Origin of the sequence: Nocardioides sp. NPDC004968, assembly GCF_040608935.1 — a bacterium.
Taxonomy (GTDB): Bacteria; Actinomycetota; Actinomycetes; order Propionibacteriales; family Nocardioidaceae; genus Nocardioides.
The window spans coordinates 65,285-80,088 of sequence record NZ_JBEXJF010000014.1; the positions used below are offsets into that span (position 1 = coordinate 65,285).

A 14,804-nucleotide genomic window follows, 5' to 3' on the forward strand; every position below is an offset into this window, starting at 1 on the left:
TGCTCAGGCCTCCTTCGTGGGGAGTCGGAAGATCGCCTTCACCAGAGGTGGCGCGGCGAGGAACAGCACGATCAGGGACTGGATGACCAGCACGATGTCGACCGGGATGCCTTCGGAGGCCTGCATGAAGAAGCCGCCGGACTTGAACGCGCCGAACAGGATCCCGGCGGCCAGGATGCCGAACGGACGGGACCGTCCGAGCAGAGCGACGGTGATCGCGTCGAAGCCGATCCCGGCGTCGAGACCGCTGGTCGCGCCGTCGGTCACCGAGCCGAGCACCTGGTTGACACCGGCCAGGCCGACCAGGGCGCCGGAGATCAGGAAAGCGCTCAGGTAGGCGACCCCGACGTTGATGCCGGAAGCCCTCGCGGCGGCGGGGTTCTCGCCGACCGCGCGGAACCGGTAGCCGAGCGAGGATCGGTTGAGGATCCACCAGACCAGGAACGTCGCCAGCACGGCGAGCAGGAAACCGGCATGCAGGTTGAACTGCTGCCCGAGCAGGTCCGGCAGGATCGCCGACTCCGGCATCGGCGAGGACTTCGGGTTGCCCGACCCCGGCGCCTGGAGCAGCGACTTGCGGGTCAGGGCGTAGAAGACGAGGTAGTAGCCGATGTAGTTGAGCATGATCGTCACGATCACCTCGTGGGCACCGGTGAGTGCCTTGAGGAGGCCGGCGATCCCGCCCCACAGGGCGGCGGCCAGCGCTCCGACGAGGATCGCCAGCGGCAGGTGCACGATCATCGGCAGGTCGAGCCTGACCGCCACGAAGGCAGCCGCGGCGCCACCGAGCAGCATCTGACCGCGACCACCGATGTTGAAGAGCCCGGCGCGGAAGGTCAGGCCGATGCCGAGCCCGGCCAGCGTCAGCGGCGCGGCGAACTTCATCGTCTCGGTGATCGGTTTGATCTGCTGGGCGAACGTGCCGCCCAGGTCGTTGTAGACCGCACCCCGCCACAGCGAGACGTACGCCCCCGAGATGGCCTCCCACGCGTAGAAGAACGTGTCGGAGGGGCGGGCGAAGAAGTAGGAGAGCCCGTAGCGGACGTCCTCGTCGGTGAAGAGGATCATCAGCGACCCGAAGAACATCGCGAGCACCACCGAGAGCACCGCGACCAGCGCGTTGCCCGTGGTGATCTCGCGCATCGCCACGTGCCAACGGCTCGCCTCGGGCACCTGGTCGGCGTCGGAGGACGCCTTCACCGCCTCGGCCGACTCAGTCGCCTCGGTTGCCTCGGTTGGCTCTGTCGTCTCGGCCGGCTCGTTCTCCGGCCCCTTCTCACTCACGACTCGATCCCTTCAGGAGATTCGCCGGCCATCATCAGGCCGAGGGTGTCGCGGGAGGTGTCGGCGGGCACGATGCCCACGACCCGCCCGCGGTAGAGGACCATGATCCGGTCGGCGAGGGCGGCGATCTCGTCGAGCTCGGTGGAGACCACGAGCACCGGGACACCGGTGTCGCGCGCGGCCACGATCTGCTGGTGGATGAACTCGATCGACCCGACATCGACGCCGCGCGTCGGCTGTGCCGCAACGAGAAGTCGCAGGTCACGGGAGAGTTCGCGGGCGACGACGACCTTCTGCTGGTTGCCGCCCGACAGCTGCCCGGCCAGGGTCGAGACCCCGGGGGCGCGTACGTCGTACTCGGCCAGCTTCTCCTTGGCGAAGGTGTCGAGCTTCTTCAGGTTCAGCGAGCCGCGCGAGACGAAGGGCTCGTCATAGCTGCGGTTGAGCATGAGGTTCTCGGCGATGGTGAAGTTGCTGACCAGGCCGTCGACCTGGCGGTCCTCGGGGATGAACCCGATCCCCGCCTCGAGTGCCTTGCGCACCGAGCGGCCCACGATCTCGCGGCCGTCGAGCTTGATCGAGCCCTCGACGTGCGGAGCCAGGCCGACCATGGCCTCGGTGAGCTCGGTCTGGCCGTTGCCCTGGACCCCGGCGACCGCCAGGATCTCGCCCGCGTCGATGTGGAAGCTGATCCCGTCGACATGGAGGTGGCCGGTCTCGTCGGCCACCGTGAGGTCGGAGACGACGAGTGCGCGCTCGCCCGGCTGCGCCGGGTCCTTGTGCACCTTGAGCTCGACCGGGCGTCCGACCATCAGGGCCGCGAGCTCGGCGTTGGAGGCGTCCGGGGAGGCCTCGCCGACGACGGTGCCGCGGCGGATGACCGTGATCCGGTCGGCCACCTCGCGCACCTCGCGAAGCTTGTGGGTGATGAAGACGATGCCCGTGCCGGACTCCTTGAGTTGGCGCATGATCGCCATCAGCTCATCCGTCTCCTGCGGCGTCAGCACGGCGGTCGGCTCGTCGAAGACGAGCACCTCGGCGTCGCGCGAGAGCGCCTTGATGATCTCGACCCGCTGCTGCACGCCGACGGGGAGGTCCTCGACGAGTGCGTCGGGGTTCACCTGGAAGCCGAAGCGGTCGGAGATCTCCCGGACCCGCTTGCGGGCGGCGTCGAGGTCGAGGCTGCCGGCGAACCCGGTGGCCTCGTGGCCGAGCATGACGTTCTCGGCGACGGTGAAGACGGGGATGAGCATGAAGTGCTGGTGCACCATGCCGATGCCGGCGGCCATCGCGTCGCCGGGACCCTTGAAGCGCTGCGGCTCGTCGTCGATGACGATCTCGCCCTCGTCGGCCTGGTAGAGGCCGTAGAGCACGTTCATCAGCGTGGACTTGCCCGCACCGTTCTCACCGAGCAGGCAGTGGATCTCACCCGGCTCGACGGTCAGGGAGATGTGGTCGTTTGCGACCAGGGAGCCGAAGCGCTTGGTGATGTCGCGAAGCGCGAGTCTCATGGCACGGATCATTCCTTGCAGGGGTGGAGAAATTCCGGAAGTACGTGGCGAGGGGGCCGGGTGCATCCGGCCCCCTCGTCGTGGTGGTCCCGGCGAGCGGGACCACCGGGTGGGTCACTCCGCCAGGTAGGAGTTGACCTTGATCGAGCCGTCCTTGATGCCGGCGGTGACTTCCTCGATCTCGTCGGGGAGGGTCTCCGAGACCTTCGACTCGAAGTTGTGGAACGGCGCCAGGCCGACCCCGTCGTTCTCGAGCGTGCCGACGTACGGCGTCGCGTCGAACTTGTCCTCACCCGCGGCGAGGATGACATCCGTGGTGGAGGTCTTCATGTTCTTCAGGATGGAGGTGAGCACGACGTCCTGGGTGTTCGGGTCGGTCTCGTAGAAGTCGGCGTCGACACCGATCAGGGCGACCTCCTTGCCGGAGTCGGCGATCGCGGTGAGCGCACCCTGGTAGATCGGGCCGCCGACCGGCAGGATCACGTCGGCGTTCTGGTCGATGATCTGGCGGGCGGTGTTGGTGGCCTTCTCGTTGGCGACGAACTCGCCGGTGAAGGAGCCCTTCTCGCCGCCCTCGTAGCCGACGACCTTGACGTCCTTGTTCTTGGTCTTCGCGTAGTACTCGACGCCCTGCTTGAACCCGTCCATGAAGATCGTCACGGTCGGGAACGGCTGGCCGCCGTAGGTGCCGACGACGCCGGTCTTGGTGTAGTCGGCGGCGACATAGCCGGCCAGGAACGCGGCCTGGGCGGTGTCGTAGAGGATCGGCTTGATGTTCTCCGCGTCCGTCTTGCCGTCGAAGTCGGCGTCGGCCGCGTCGTCGATCAGGACGTACTCGGTCTCGGGGTTGGCCTTGGCGGACTCGATCGTCGCGGCCGAGAGCGCGAAGCCGACGGTGACGATGGTGTCGCAGCTCTGCCCCACCAGGCCCTCCAGGTTGGAGGTGTAGTCGTTGGGGCTGTTGGACTCGACGTCCTTGAACTTCGCGCCGAGCTCGTCGGCGGCTTCCTTCACGCCCTCGTAGCTGAGCTGGTTGAACGACTTGTCGTCGAACCCGCCCTCATCGGAGACGATGCAGGGAAGGTAGTCGCTGTTTCCCTCCCCAGCGCGCTCGGCCGGCGCCTCTCCGCACGCGGCGAGCGCGGCAGCGGTCAGGACCGCGGCGAAGCCGCCGGCGGCGGCCTTCTTCATGTTGTTCTTCACTGGTGCCTCCAGGTCGTTGCTCCGCGAAGCGCGGCGCAAAGGACATTCATGTCCGAACGTTCTCCCCAAAGACCGAGCATTGCCAGGGATTACGCGAACGGTTACCAACTTTTGATCTCGACGAAGCCTAAGCCTCGTAGCTTGTGCTTGGTTGGCCGGACAGGCTTTAAGGTCGAACCATGACCGAGAAGCAGACGTACGCCGCAGAGGGCTTTGACTGGGAAGGCCTGCGTGCGCAAGCGGTGGAGGCCGCAAAACATGCGTACGCGCCCTACTCCAACTACCCCGTCGGAGTGGCCGGATACGCAGACGACGGACGCCTGCTCAAGGGCTGCAACGTGGAGAACGCCGCCTACGGCGTGACGCTGTGTGCCGAGTGCGGGCTCGTCTCCTCGCTGCACATGACTGGCGGTGGCCGCCTCACCCACGTCGTCTGCGTCAACGGCTCCGGCGAGGTCATCATGCCCTGCGGCCGCTGCCGTCAGCTGCTCTGGGAGAACGGCGGCCCGGAGCTGCTGCTGATGACCGTCTCGGGCGTGAGGCCGATGTCCGAGGTCCTTCCCGACGCCTTCGGCCCGGAGAACCTCGCGTAACCGAACTGCGTGCTGCCAGGTTGAACGGCCACATTCTCGGAGGTCACCATGACGTACGCAACGCCCGCCCATCCACCGACTCCGCAGCAGCCGCCCGGAAGGAAACGGTGGGTCTGGTTCGTCGTCGGCATCGCCGGTGGCCTGGTCGTCGGTCTGATCGGAGCAGGGATCTTCGTGCTCGCGCGCGCGGCGAGCGGTGGTAGCGATGACGAGCGGCCGAACATCGAGGCGCTGGTCGGTGAGAACTACTGCTACCGGATCGCCGAGAAGCTCGGCATGGACTACGTCGGCGACGACCTGTCGGGCGACGCCTTCGGTCTGGACTACGGCGGCACCTGCACCCTCACGGAAGCGAACCCCGCCTCGGAGGAGTTCGGGCACAGGCCCGAGGCGAGCTTCGAGATCGAGCTGCGGAACCTCCATCCCCTCATCGACTGGGTGCGCGACTGTCATGACGGCCAGCGAGCGGCGGGCGTTGTGATTCTGCCGGGTGAGCAAGACGATGACACCTGCGTCGTGACGGCGTCCAGGAGCAGGATCGGGTGGGCCGGCCGGATGCTCACGGACTCGCTCAGTCTCACGGTGAGGCCCGACGGGAGTGAGCATCCACGACTCGACGTACGCCTGGTCGAGATCCTCGACGCCGCAGAGAGCGAGCTGTCATGACGTCGGGAAGCTCTGCGATGTCACGGGTCGTGCTTCCGCTGATCGGTGGAGCAGCGGTCGCCATCGCTGTGGTCGCTGGTGTGGTCGGTGGCGCGGTCGCGCTGCTCGGACCGGACGAGAGCGAGGCCGGGACTCCTCCTCCCGACGTCTGTTCGAAGGTGTCTGACGTGCTGCCGCCGGAGCTCAGCCAGGTCGGCGACGTACGACGTACGGACTCGGTCGACGGCGTCGTGCTGTGCTCGTTCCGAGGCGCCACCCCCGCAGGGGACACCTCGGTTCTCGTCAGCCTCACGACGATCGGCGAGACCGGACCCGCCGCGCGGATGGAGGAGGACCCGGAGCGCTTCGTGTCGCTTCGCTGCGGTGCGCTGAAAGGTTTCGCGATGATGCCTCAGGGCCCTGGTATCCCGGAGGGAAGCTACGACGAGGTGCCCGACAAGTGGTGTGCGGCCACCGAGGTCCGGGCCGGTGAGAACGACAGTGCCGAGGCCGAGGCCGGGGCGGGCACCGTTCACAACAGGGTGGAGCACATCGGGGGCAGTTCGTACGTGCAGGTGACCATCCTCCGGTCCGGTGTCGAGATCGAGGGACTGGAAGAGCTCGGAGCCGACGTCGTCGAGGCGCTACGGACCTGAAGCTCCGAGGAGAAGTGGTCACTTTGGGCCGTTGCCGGCGGCTCGAGGAGGCCCAAAGTGACCACTTTTCCGGGCGGTCGTGGGTGAGGGGCGTCGTCCGGTAGCGGACCTGCGGCAGTCGCGCCTTACGCTGTCCGCATGGCGGAACATGATGCGGTCGAGGTGATCCTCGCCAAGCGCGATGGTGGCGAGCTGAGCGACTCCCAGATCGACTGGATGATCGCGGCCTACACGGCCGGGGTCGTGGCTGAGGAGCAGATGTCGGCACTCAACATGGCGATCCTGCTCAACGGGATGTCGCGGCGCGAGATCGCGCGGTGGACGGCGGCGATGATCGCGTCGGGCGAGCGGATGTCGTTCTCCTCCCTGGACAGGCCGACCGCGGACAAGCACTCCACCGGAGGCGTGGGCGACAAGATCACGCTGCCGCTGGCGCCGCTGGTCGCCGCGTGCGGCGTGGCGGTGCCGCAGCTGTCCGGGCGCGGGCTCGGCCACACCGGCGGCACGCTCGACAAGCTCGAGTCGATCCCCGGCTGGCGCGCGTCGCTGTCCAACGAGGAGATGCTGGCTCAGCTCGGGTCGGTCGGCGCGGTGATCTGCGCGGCAGGTGAGGGGCTGGCCCCGGCCGATCGCAAGCTGTACGCGCTGCGCGACGTCACCGGCACCGTCGAGTCGATCCCGCTGATCGCCTCCTCGATCATGTCGAAGAAGATCGCCGAGGGCACCGGGGCGCTGGTCCTCGACGTCAAGGTCGGCGCCGGGGCGTTCATGAAGACGCTCGCCTCCGCGCAGGAGCTGGCGCGCACGATGGTCGACCTCGGCACCGACGCGGGCGTCAACACGGTTGCGCTCGTGACCGACATGGCCACCCCGCTCGGCCTGACCGCCGGCAACGCGATCGAGGTCACCGAGTCCGTCGAGGTCCTGGCCGGCGGCGGACCCGCCGACGTCGTCGAGCTCACCGTCGCGTTGGCCCGGGAGATGCTGGCCGCTGCCGGTGTGTCCGGCCCGGACCCCGCCGACGTACTCGCCTCCGGCAAGGCCATGGACGCCTGGCGGGCGATGATCTCGGCCCAGGGCGGCGATCCGTCGTCGCCGCTGCCGGTCGCCCGCGAGACCCACGTGGTCACCGCGCCGACGTCCGGTGTCCTCACCCGGCTCGACGCGATGGCCGTCGGGCTCGCTGCCTGGCGCCTCGGCGCCGGGCGGGAGCGGAAGGAGGACGCCGTCCAGGCCGGGGCCGGGGTCACCTGGCACGCTCGCCCGGGCGACTCCGTCGCTGCTGGTACGCCGCTGTTCACCCTTCACACCGACACCCCTGAGCGCTTCGACCGTGCGCTGGCCGCGCTCGAGGGTGGCTACGAGATCGAGGACGGGGCTGCGTACGAGCCGACGCCGCTGATCCTCGACCGCATCGGCTGATTCACCGCTGGTCTCGAGCCGAGGGACAGAGATAACCGGTCGCTTCGGGCCACTGCCGGAGGCCAGACTTCATCCATGAAGATCGTCAAGCCACCCAAGGCCGTTCCGGGCGACAAGGTCGCCGTGCTGTCACCCTCGTTCGCCGCACCCGGGGCGGCACCCGCGATCCACGAGCAGGCGCTGGCGCGGCTGACCGAGGTGACCGGGCTGGTGCCGGTGGAGTATCCGACCACCCGGAAGCTCGGTGCGACGCCGCAGGAGCGGGCGGCCGACCTGAATGCCGCGTTCGGCGACCCGGAGATCCGGGCAGTGCTGGCGACGATCGGGGGCGAGGACCAGATCACTGTGATCTCTCACCTCGATGCCGACCTGGTGCGGGCCGACCCGAAGCCGTTCCTCGGCTACAGCGACAACACCAACCTCCTCAACTGGCTGTGGACCAACGGCGTCGCCGCGTTCCACGGCGGTTCGACGCAGGTCCACCTGGGGCCGGGACCAGCGCTCGACCCCGTTCACGAGGCCTCGCTCAAGGCTGCGCTCCTCACCGGCGAGACCCTCGAGATCACCGAGCCGGGGGAGTCCGAGGACATCGGCCGCGACTGGAACGACCCACGCGCGCTGACCGAGTACGGCGAGCGTGAGGCGACCGAGTCGTGGACCTGGGCCGGCCCGGCCCGCGAGGTCACCGGACGCACCTGGGGCGGCTGCATCGAGATCCTCCAGTGGGCACTGACCGCCGGACGCTTCCCGGCCGACCCGGGGGTGCTGGAAGGCGGCGTACTCCTCCTGGAGACCTCCGAGGAGCTAATCCCGGCGCAGGAGTTCGGCTGGATCGCGCGCTCGCTGGGTGAGCGCGGGCTGCTCGAGGCGATCGACGCGGTGATCGTCGCCCGGCCGCCGACCTCCGACTTCGAACGCCGGCCAAGCGCCGAGGAGCGTGCCGCCAAGCGCGCCGAACAGCGCGACGCGGCGATCGAGACCGTCGCCCGCTACAACCCCGACGCGGTGGTCGTCGTCGGCCCACCGTTCGGGCACACCCGGCCGCAGTGGATCGTGCCCTACGGCGGCGAGATGACCGTCGACAGCACGACCCAGCGTCTGTGGGCCGACTACTCCTGAGGTCTACCTGCGGCCGGGGAGCTTCATGGTGAGCAGCTTCGCCCGTGGCGCCAGCCGCTGGGCGAGGGCGAAGACGTCCTCGGTGCGCCGGCGGTCGGGGTCGATCACGGAGAACAGGTTGACGCCGAGGTAGAAGGTGATGGCCGCGTTGGCCACGTCGCGCGCGGGCAGCAGCTTGCCCAGCGGCGTGCCGCGGGTGACGCGGTCCCAGTGCTCGGCGACGAAGTCGAGCCACGGCTCGGCGCGCTCGGTGATCTCCTTGCGGAGGTCTTCGTTGGTGACCGCGGCGGCGATCATCTCGCTGAACTTCGCCAGTGACCCGCGCTCCAGGTCGGTGCGGTAGATCGTGACCGCGGCGGCGGCGAACTCCTCGACCGTACGGACCTCCGCCATCGTCGCGCCGTGCGCCTCCATCCGCGCGGCGGTGTCACGGTCCATCGCCGCCAGCAGGAGCTGGTCGACGCCGCCGAAGTGGTAGAAGACCAGCGCCGAGGTGACCCCGGCGGCGGTGGCGATGTTGCGCGCCGAGGCGCCGGCGTAGCCCTTCTCGCGTAGCACCTCGTCGGCGGCGTCGAGCAGGCGTCGGCGGGTCTCCTCGCTGGTTTTCTCGGTCCCGGCTGTTCGCTTCCGTGGCGGCATGTGCTTATCGTACGCTTTAATCAGGTGATTAAACCTAGCGATCAAGGAGCCGGACCATGACTGACGATCCCCGTGCAGAGAAGAGACCGAGCCGCGAGCGCCTGGTCCTCGCCGCCCTCCTGATCGCCGTCTTCGGAGCGATGCTGTTCGCCAAGGCCCTCGCGAGCGGAGGCCTGGAGCAGACCGCGATGTTCTACGTCGGCATCCCGGCGCTGATCGCGGTGACCGTGGTGCTCACCGCCCGGCCGCGGAGCGCCGTCGGACTCACGCTCGCCGTCACCACGATCGGGCTCGCCCTCGCCGGGCCGCTCCTGGACGAGGGAGTGGTCTGCCTGATCATGGCTGCTCCGCTGATCTACGGCGTGGCCGCGCTGATCGCCTGGATTGTGTCCGCGCTGACCAGGCCGGCATGGAAGCATCACCATGCGCTGGTCGCCGTCCCATTGCTCGCGGCGGCCCTCATCGAGGGCGTCGCCGGGGTGAGCTACCTGCCGCGCGAGTCGGCCGCCTCCGCGACGGTCATGGTCGACGCGTCGCCGGAGGCGTACGCAGCGGCGCTCGCCGCGCCGCCGGCGTACGGCCCCTTCGACGCCGTCCTGCTGAAGACCGTGCCGTTCCCGCACCCGGTCACGGCGACCGGATCCGGGCTCGAGGTCGGCGATCGGCGGGTGGTCAGGTTCAACGACCGGAAGTCGCTCGGTCTCGGCGCGGAGCCGACGCCGCGGTCGATGACGCTGCGCGTCGCGGAGTCCGACATCGACACCGACGCCGGGCGCGTCGTCTTCGAGGTCACCGCCGACAGCACGCTGTCGCGGTGGATGGAGCTGCAGTCGGCGACCGTCGCATGGCACCGGGTCGGCGACCGGACCGAGACGACCTGGACCCTCGACTGGGCACGCACCTACGACCCGTCGTGGTACTTCGGACCGCTCCAGCAGCACACCACCGGCCTCGCGGCCGGCTACCTCGCCGACACGTTCGCCGCCGCCGCGGCCGGCAACTGAGCTCGGCGATGAGTACCGATCCCGCCGTCGTACGCAGCCTGGGGCTCGCCCTGCCGGTCGTCGCGGTCGCCATCTTGTGCGTCCGGCGCCCGCCGAACCAGCGCGAGCTGGCGGCGATGATCGTCGCGTCCGCCTGGTCGCTGCTCGTGCTGCTTCCCGTGAACCTGGTCGCGCAGCGGCTGGGATGGTGGGCCTACGACGTCGACGGCGCCGTGTGGCAGGGCATCGCGGTCGACCTGTGGCTGGCGTGGGCGCTGCTGTGGGGCGCCGTGCCGGCGCTCCTGCTCCGATTGGGGTGGCCCGCAGTCGGGATCGCGGCGGGGCTGGTCTGGGTCGACCTGGGCGCGATGCCGCTGGCCCATCCGGCCGTACGTCTCGGTGAGACCTGGCTCGTCGGCGAGCTGGTCGCGGTCGCATTCGTGCTGGTCCCGGCCATGTTCTTGGCCCGTTGGACGCTGCTCGGCCGCCATGTCGTCGCCCGCGGCTGGGCGCAGGCGCTCTGCGCCGGGGGCCTCATCATCGGCGGGCCGCTGGCTGTGCTCGCGCCGGAGCCGCGCTGGCCGGACGTCATCACCTCGGCGGGCGTCCAGCTCGCCGTCGTCTGTGCGCTGCCGAGCGTCGCCGCGATGCGCGAGCTGGCGATCGTCGGCCGGGGCACCCCGTTGCCCTACGATCCGCCGAGCCGGCTCGTCACGTCCGGCCCGTACGCCTACGTCCGCAACCCGATGCAGATCAGCATGGTGCTGGTCTTCGTCGCCCTGGCGCTCACGTTCGGGGACGCGTGGCTGCTGGTCGCGGCCGTCGCGGCCGCGGCGTACTCGGTCGGGCCGGCCGCCTGGCACGAGGGCGCCCAGCTGCGGACGGCCTTCGGGGACGGCTGGGTCGGCTACCGGGCCGAGGTCCCGTCGTGGGTTCCCCGATGGCGCCCGGCGGTGATCGACAGCGGGACCCTGTGGGTGGCTGCCGACTGCGGGATCTGCTCGGAGGTCGGCCGCTGGTTCCTCCGGCACGAGCCGCGCGGGCTCGCGATCAGGCCGGCCGCCGAGCACCCCGAGGTGCTCTACCGGGTGACCTACGAGTCTGCGAGCGTCAGGGTCAGCGGCGTCGCCGCGGTGGCGCGGGCCCTGAACCACATCGACCTCCGCTGGGCGATGGCCGGCTGGGCGCTCGGGCTGCCCGGCGTACGGCATCTGGTGCAGCTCTGCACCGATGCCTTCGGTGCCGGTCCGCGGCCGTCGCGCTCGGCCGATCCGGCCTCAGTCAGCGAGGAGCAGGACGACCGACTCCGCGACGCATGCGGGCTTGGCGGAGCCCTCGATCTCGATCGTCGTCTTCACCACGAGCTGGAGGCCGGTGGGGAGCTCGGTGACCTCGCCGAAGGTGATGATCGGGCGAATGCGGGAGCCGACCAGGACCGGCATGGGGAACCGGACCTTGTTGAGGCCGTAGTTGAGCTTCGCGCCGGGGGTCTCCAGCGAGTAGACGCTGACGCCGAGGTAGGGGATCAGCGATAGCGTCAGGTAGCCGTGGGCGATGGTGCCCCCGAAGGGACCCTCCTTGGCCCGCTCCTCGTCGACGTGGATCCACTGGTGGTCGCCGGTGGCGTCAGCGAAGGCGTTGACGCGGTCCTGGTCGACCTGGAGCCATTCGCCGGTGCCGATCTCGGTGCCTGCGGCGTCGGAGACTTCTTGGAGAGTGGTGAAAGTGCGCACCCCCGGAATCTAGCGGCATACGGAATGATGGGCCCATGGAACCGTCCGACATGCAGATCAAGGCCGCCCCGAAGGTGCTGCTCCACGACCACCTCGACGGTGGCGTACGTCCCTCGACCCTCGTCGAGCTCGCCGCTCAGGTGGGTCACCGGCTGCCGGAGGGGACCCAGGACGATCCGGTCGCGCTGGAGGAGTGGTTCGTGACCAGCGCGGACTCGGGGTCGCTGGAGCGCTACCTCGACACCTTCGCGCACACGCTGGCGGTCATGCAGACGCTGCCCGCGCTGACGCGGGTGGCTCGGGAGTGCGTCGAGGACCTGGCCGAGGACGGCGTCGTCTACGCCGAGGTCCGCTGGGCGCCGGAGCTCCATCTGGCCAACGGTCTCGAGCTGGACGAGGTCGTCGCGGCCGTCCAGACCGGTTTCGACGAGGGCATGGCTGCCGTCGCGACCACCGGTCGGAAGATCGTCGTACGCCAGCTGCTCACCGCCATGCGGCAGGCCGCCCGCGCCGCCGAGATCGCCGAGCTCGCGGTGACCTGGCGGGACCGCGGGGTCGCCGGCTTCGACATCGCCGGGCCGGAGAAGGGCTTCCCGCCGAGCCGGTTCCTGGCGGCGTTCGAGCAGCTCGCCGCCGACAACATGCGCTTCACGATCCACGCCGGCGAAGGTTTCGGGCTGCCCTCGATCTGGGAGGCGGTGCACCCCTGCGGCTGCGACCGGCTCGGTCACGGCGTACGCATCGTCGACGACATCACCCTCGAGGAGGGCGAGGCACCGCGACTCGGCCGGCTCGCCGCGTACGTCCGGGACCGGCGGATCCCACTCGAGCTCTGCCCGCGCTCCAACGTGCAGACCGGGGCGGCGAAGTCGATCGCCGAGCACCCGATCGGGCTGCTCTACGACCTCGGGTTCCGGGTCACCATCAACACCGACAACCGGCTGATGTCACGCACCTCGATGTCGGCGGAGATGGCCGGCATCGTGGAGGCCTTCGGCTGGGGACTGCCCGAGCTCCAACGATTGACGACCAACGCGATGAAGTCCGCGTTCATCCCCTACGACGAGCGGGTCGACCTGATCCACGAGATCAAGGACGCGTACGCGGCCCTGTGAGTCGTTCGATGGCGACGTAGCCGTGCTTCGGGTAGACGGCGGTGCAGCCCTTGTCGACCGCGTTCGCGACGACCTGCGGCTGCGCGCGCATCAGCGCCAGACCCCGCTTGACCAGCACGAACGGTGGTTTGCGACGCTCGCGGAGATCGCGGGTGAGCCGACGCCAGAAGGTCACCGTCGGTGACTGGGTGACGCAGTAGGCGACGGCGAGCAGCCCCGCGTCGCGGCACTCGGCGACGATGTCCTGGGCGAAGATCCCCTCGGCGACGAAGTACGGCTCGTCCCCGAGGGTCAGCGACTGCCAGCCGGTGCGGCCGTCGTGGGCGATGTCGTAGACGGGTACGTCGGCAGCGCCCGTCTCGCAGAGGGCCGCGATCGTCTTCACCGCGTCAGCGGGGAGCCAGGAGTCGGGGTGGTCCCAGTCGACCAGGCCTGCGTTGGGACCCTCGGTGATCCGGGGGAGCGAGGGGTCGGAGCCGTCCTTGTAGAAGTCGTCCAGCCTCAGGACCGGCAGGCCGAGCCGCTCGGCCAGGCGGGACTTGCCGGCGCCCGAGGGGCCGGCGAGGACGATGACCTGAGCGCGCACCGGAGCATTCTCGCCTGTGCCGGGCCGAAGTCAGTAGCCGGCGCCGGGGGCCGACCCCGACAGCAGCGCGCGCGAGCCCGAGACCCCGAGCCTGGTCGCTCCCGCGGCGATCATCTGCTCGGCCTGCTCCATGGTCCGTACGCCGCCCGAGGCCTTGACGCCGAGGTCGGGGCCGACGGTCTGGCGCATCAGCTCCACGGCGTGGACGCTGGCGCCGCCGGCGGGGTGGAAGCCGGTGGAGGTCTTCACGAAGTCCGCGCCGGCGCGGACGGCCGCCTGGCACACGCCGACGATCTCGTCGTCATCGAGCGCCGCGGACTCGATGATCACCTTCAGCACGGTGGGGGCGGGAACGGCCGCACGGACGGCGGCGATGTCGGCCTCCACGTCGGGGTACCGCTTCTCCTTCGCGGCGCCGACGTCGATGACCATGTCGACCTCGTCCGCGCCGGCGTCGACCGCGGCACTGGCCTCGGCGGCCTTGATCGAGGAGAGGTGCTTGCCGCTCGGGAAGCCGCAGACGACGGCCACCGTCAGACCGTCCGGCACCGTGAGCGGGAGCATCGACGGCGAGACGCACACCGAGTAGGTGCCGAGCTCGGCGGCCTCCGCGATCAGCGCCTCTACGTCGGCGTGGGTCGCCTCGGGCTTGAGGAGGGTGTGGTCGATCAGCTTCGCGATGTCTGCGGGGGTAGGCACGGGCTCAGCATATGCATCTACCCCGCGAAGGCTAAGGTTTGCGCCGTGAATGAAGATCAGCCCGAGGAGTGGTTCCGCAACTCCAGCAGCACCACCTGGGGACTCCTCGCGGCAGGAGCCGCGGTCGCGGTCATCGTGATCGACGCCGTCACCGGCTGGCACCCCGAGACGACGGCCGGCGGGGTGCTGTTCGCCCTGGTCGCGTACGCCGCGTTCGTCCGCACCAGGGTCGGGGTCAGCGAGGGCGACTTCGTGCTCCACCACCTCTACTCGACGGTGCGCTTCCCGATCGCCGCCCTGGAGAGCGTCTCGGTCGGCCGCACCCTCGGCGCCTACGCCGGCGGCCGCACCTACGTCAGCGGCGCCGTCGGGCGCCCGATGCGGGAGGCGATCAAGGGCGCCAAGCGCGACCACGAGCCGCTGAGCAACCACGCCGACTTCATCGAGGACCGGCTCAACGGGCTGGCCCAGGACGCCCGCGACCGGCGCCGGATCAAGCGTGACTCCGACGAGCAGTTCGCCCTCGCCGAGGACGTACGCCGCAGCTGGGACTGGCCGCTGATCGCCGCCACCGGCGTCGCGGCCGTCGTCTTCGTGGTCCTGCTCGTGGTCTAGC

15 protein-coding genes and 1 pseudogene are annotated in these 14,804 nt (G+C 69.7%); 9 read left to right on the top strand and 7 right to left on the bottom strand.

Going from position 1 to position 14,804, the window contains the following annotated elements:
• Window positions 1–3 precede the first annotated feature (3 nt).
• From ABZU72_RS15415 to ABZU72_RS15425, 3 genes are all read right to left on the bottom strand, one after another.
• Window positions 4–1,284, bottom strand: coding sequence for an ABC transporter permease (locus ABZU72_RS15415; RefSeq protein WP_355019711.1), 1,281 nt, complete (start codon window positions 1,282–1,284; stop codon window positions 4–6).
• A complete protein-coding gene (locus tag ABZU72_RS15420) occupies window positions 1,281–2,795 on the bottom strand; it encodes an ABC transporter ATP-binding protein (protein ID WP_355019712.1) in 1,515 nt (504 codons plus the stop codon). Before ABZU72_RS15420 ends, ABZU72_RS15415 begins: the two co-directional genes overlap by 4 nt.
• Before the next feature lie 114 nt (window positions 2,796–2,909).
• Entirely contained in the window at window positions 2,910–3,998 is a 1,089-nt protein-coding gene (locus ABZU72_RS15425) for a BMP family ABC transporter substrate-binding protein (protein WP_355019713.1), read from the bottom strand.
• Between the two features lie 179 nt (window positions 3,999–4,177).
• On the opposite strand from ABZU72_RS15425, the gene ABZU72_RS15430 reads away from it, so the two are divergent.
• The 5 genes from ABZU72_RS15430 to ABZU72_RS15450 all read left to right on the top strand — a co-directional run bounded on the left by ABZU72_RS15430 (window position 4,178) and on the right by ABZU72_RS15450 (window position 8,433).
• On the top strand, window positions 4,178–4,591 hold the full coding sequence (locus ABZU72_RS15430; RefSeq protein ID WP_355019714.1) for a cytidine deaminase: 414 nt from the start codon (window positions 4,178–4,180) through the stop codon (window positions 4,589–4,591).
• Window positions 4,592–4,639: 48 nt separating this feature from the next.
• A complete protein-coding gene (locus ABZU72_RS15435; protein ID WP_355019715.1) occupies window positions 4,640–5,257 on the top strand; it encodes a hypothetical protein in 618 nt (205 codons plus the stop codon).
• Window positions 5,258–5,274: 17 nt separating this feature from the next.
• The gene (locus tag ABZU72_RS15440) at window positions 5,275–5,892 is read left to right on the top strand and encodes a hypothetical protein (RefSeq protein WP_355019716.1); all 618 of its coding nucleotides are present in this window, start codon (window positions 5,275–5,277) and stop codon (window positions 5,890–5,892) included.
• 138 nt (window positions 5,893–6,030) lie between these two features.
• A complete protein-coding gene (locus tag ABZU72_RS15445) occupies window positions 6,031–7,314 on the top strand; it encodes a thymidine phosphorylase (RefSeq protein ID WP_355019717.1) in 1,284 nt (427 codons plus the stop codon).
• Between the two features lie 75 nt (window positions 7,315–7,389).
• The gene (locus ABZU72_RS15450) at window positions 7,390–8,433 is read left to right on the top strand and encodes a S66 peptidase family protein (RefSeq protein ID WP_355019718.1); all 1,044 of its coding nucleotides are present in this window, start codon (window positions 7,390–7,392) and stop codon (window positions 8,431–8,433) included.
• Window positions 8,434–8,436: 3 nt separating this feature from the next.
• On the opposite strand, the gene ABZU72_RS15455 is transcribed toward ABZU72_RS15450, so the two are convergent.
• A complete protein-coding gene (locus ABZU72_RS15455; protein WP_355019719.1) occupies window positions 8,437–9,072 on the bottom strand; it encodes a helix-turn-helix domain-containing protein in 636 nt (211 codons plus the stop codon).
• Window positions 9,073–9,128: 56 nt separating this feature from the next.
• Here ABZU72_RS15455 and ABZU72_RS15460 point away from each other — a divergent pair, with 56 nt between their 5' ends.
• The gene (locus tag ABZU72_RS15460; RefSeq protein ID WP_355019720.1) at window positions 9,129–10,076 is read left to right on the top strand and encodes a hypothetical protein; all 948 of its coding nucleotides are present in this window, start codon (window positions 9,129–9,131) and stop codon (window positions 10,074–10,076) included.
• Window positions 10,077–10,510: 434 nt separating this feature from the next.
• Window positions 10,511–11,590 (top strand): isoprenylcysteine carboxylmethyltransferase family protein, encoded by a 1,080-nt coding sequence (locus ABZU72_RS15465; protein WP_355019757.1) that lies wholly within the window; start codon window positions 10,511–10,513, stop codon window positions 11,588–11,590.
• On the opposite strand, the pseudogene ABZU72_RS15470 reads toward ABZU72_RS15465, so the two are convergent.
• Window positions 11,498–11,788: pseudogene (locus ABZU72_RS15470) on the bottom strand (MaoC family dehydratase); the annotation flags it as partial. The gene ABZU72_RS15465 and the pseudogene ABZU72_RS15470 overlap by 93 nt on opposite strands.
• 35 nt (window positions 11,789–11,823) lie before the next feature.
• Here ABZU72_RS15470 and ABZU72_RS15475 point away from each other — a divergent pair.
• Window positions 11,824–12,903: an adenosine deaminase gene (locus ABZU72_RS15475; RefSeq protein WP_355019721.1), complete on the top strand. Its 1,080-nt coding sequence runs from the start codon at window positions 11,824–11,826 to the stop codon at window positions 12,901–12,903.
• On the opposite strand, the gene ABZU72_RS15480 is transcribed toward ABZU72_RS15475, so the two are convergent.
• Both ABZU72_RS15480 and deoC read right to left on the bottom strand, forming a co-directional pair.
• A complete protein-coding gene (locus ABZU72_RS15480) occupies window positions 12,878–13,489 on the bottom strand; it encodes an ATP-binding protein (RefSeq protein ID WP_355019722.1) in 612 nt (203 codons plus the stop codon). The genes ABZU72_RS15475 and ABZU72_RS15480 overlap by 26 nt on opposite strands.
• A 30-nt stretch (window positions 13,490–13,519) precedes the next feature.
• Window positions 13,520–14,188 (bottom strand): deoxyribose-phosphate aldolase, encoded by a 669-nt coding sequence (deoC, locus tag ABZU72_RS15485; protein WP_355019723.1) that lies wholly within the window; start codon window positions 14,186–14,188, stop codon window positions 13,520–13,522.
• 45 nt (window positions 14,189–14,233) lie between these two features.
• Between deoC and ABZU72_RS15490 the strand changes: the two genes are divergently transcribed.
• Complete coding sequence (locus tag ABZU72_RS15490) at window positions 14,234–14,803, top strand: hypothetical protein (RefSeq protein WP_355019724.1); 570 nt, start codon at window positions 14,234–14,236, stop codon at window positions 14,801–14,803.
• The last annotated feature ends 1 nt before the right edge of the window (window position 14,804 follow it).

Bases quoted from the DNA above. Each gene is read 5' to 3' on its own strand.
- ABZU72_RS15435 (WP_355019715.1), top strand. From the start codon at position 4,640: ATGACGTACGCAACGCCCGCCCATCCACCGACTCCGCAGCAGCCGCCC.
- ABZU72_RS15450 (WP_355019718.1), top strand. From the start codon at position 7,390: ATGAAGATCGTCAAGCCACCCAAGGCCGTTCCGGGCGACAAGGTCGCC.
- ABZU72_RS15455 (WP_355019719.1), bottom strand. From the start codon at position 9,072: ATGCCGCCACGGAAGCGAACAGCCGGGACCGAGAAAACCAGCGAGGAG.
- ABZU72_RS15460 (WP_355019720.1), top strand. From the start codon at position 9,129: ATGACTGACGATCCCCGTGCAGAGAAGAGACCGAGCCGCGAGCGCCTG.
- ABZU72_RS15430 (WP_355019714.1), top strand. From the start codon at position 4,178: ATGACCGAGAAGCAGACGTACGCCGCAGAGGGCTTTGACTGGGAAGGC.
- ABZU72_RS15465 (WP_355019757.1), top strand. From the start codon at position 10,511: ATGTTCTTGGCCCGTTGGACGCTGCTCGGCCGCCATGTCGTCGCCCGC.
- ABZU72_RS15475 (WP_355019721.1), top strand. From the start codon at position 11,824: ATGGAACCGTCCGACATGCAGATCAAGGCCGCCCCGAAGGTGCTGCTC.
- ABZU72_RS15420 (WP_355019712.1), bottom strand. From the start codon at position 2,795: ATGAGACTCGCGCTTCGCGACATCACCAAGCGCTTCGGCTCCCTGGTC.
- ABZU72_RS15445 (WP_355019717.1), top strand. From the start codon at position 6,031: ATGGCGGAACATGATGCGGTCGAGGTGATCCTCGCCAAGCGCGATGGT.
- ABZU72_RS15440 (WP_355019716.1), top strand. From the start codon at position 5,275: ATGTCACGGGTCGTGCTTCCGCTGATCGGTGGAGCAGCGGTCGCCATC.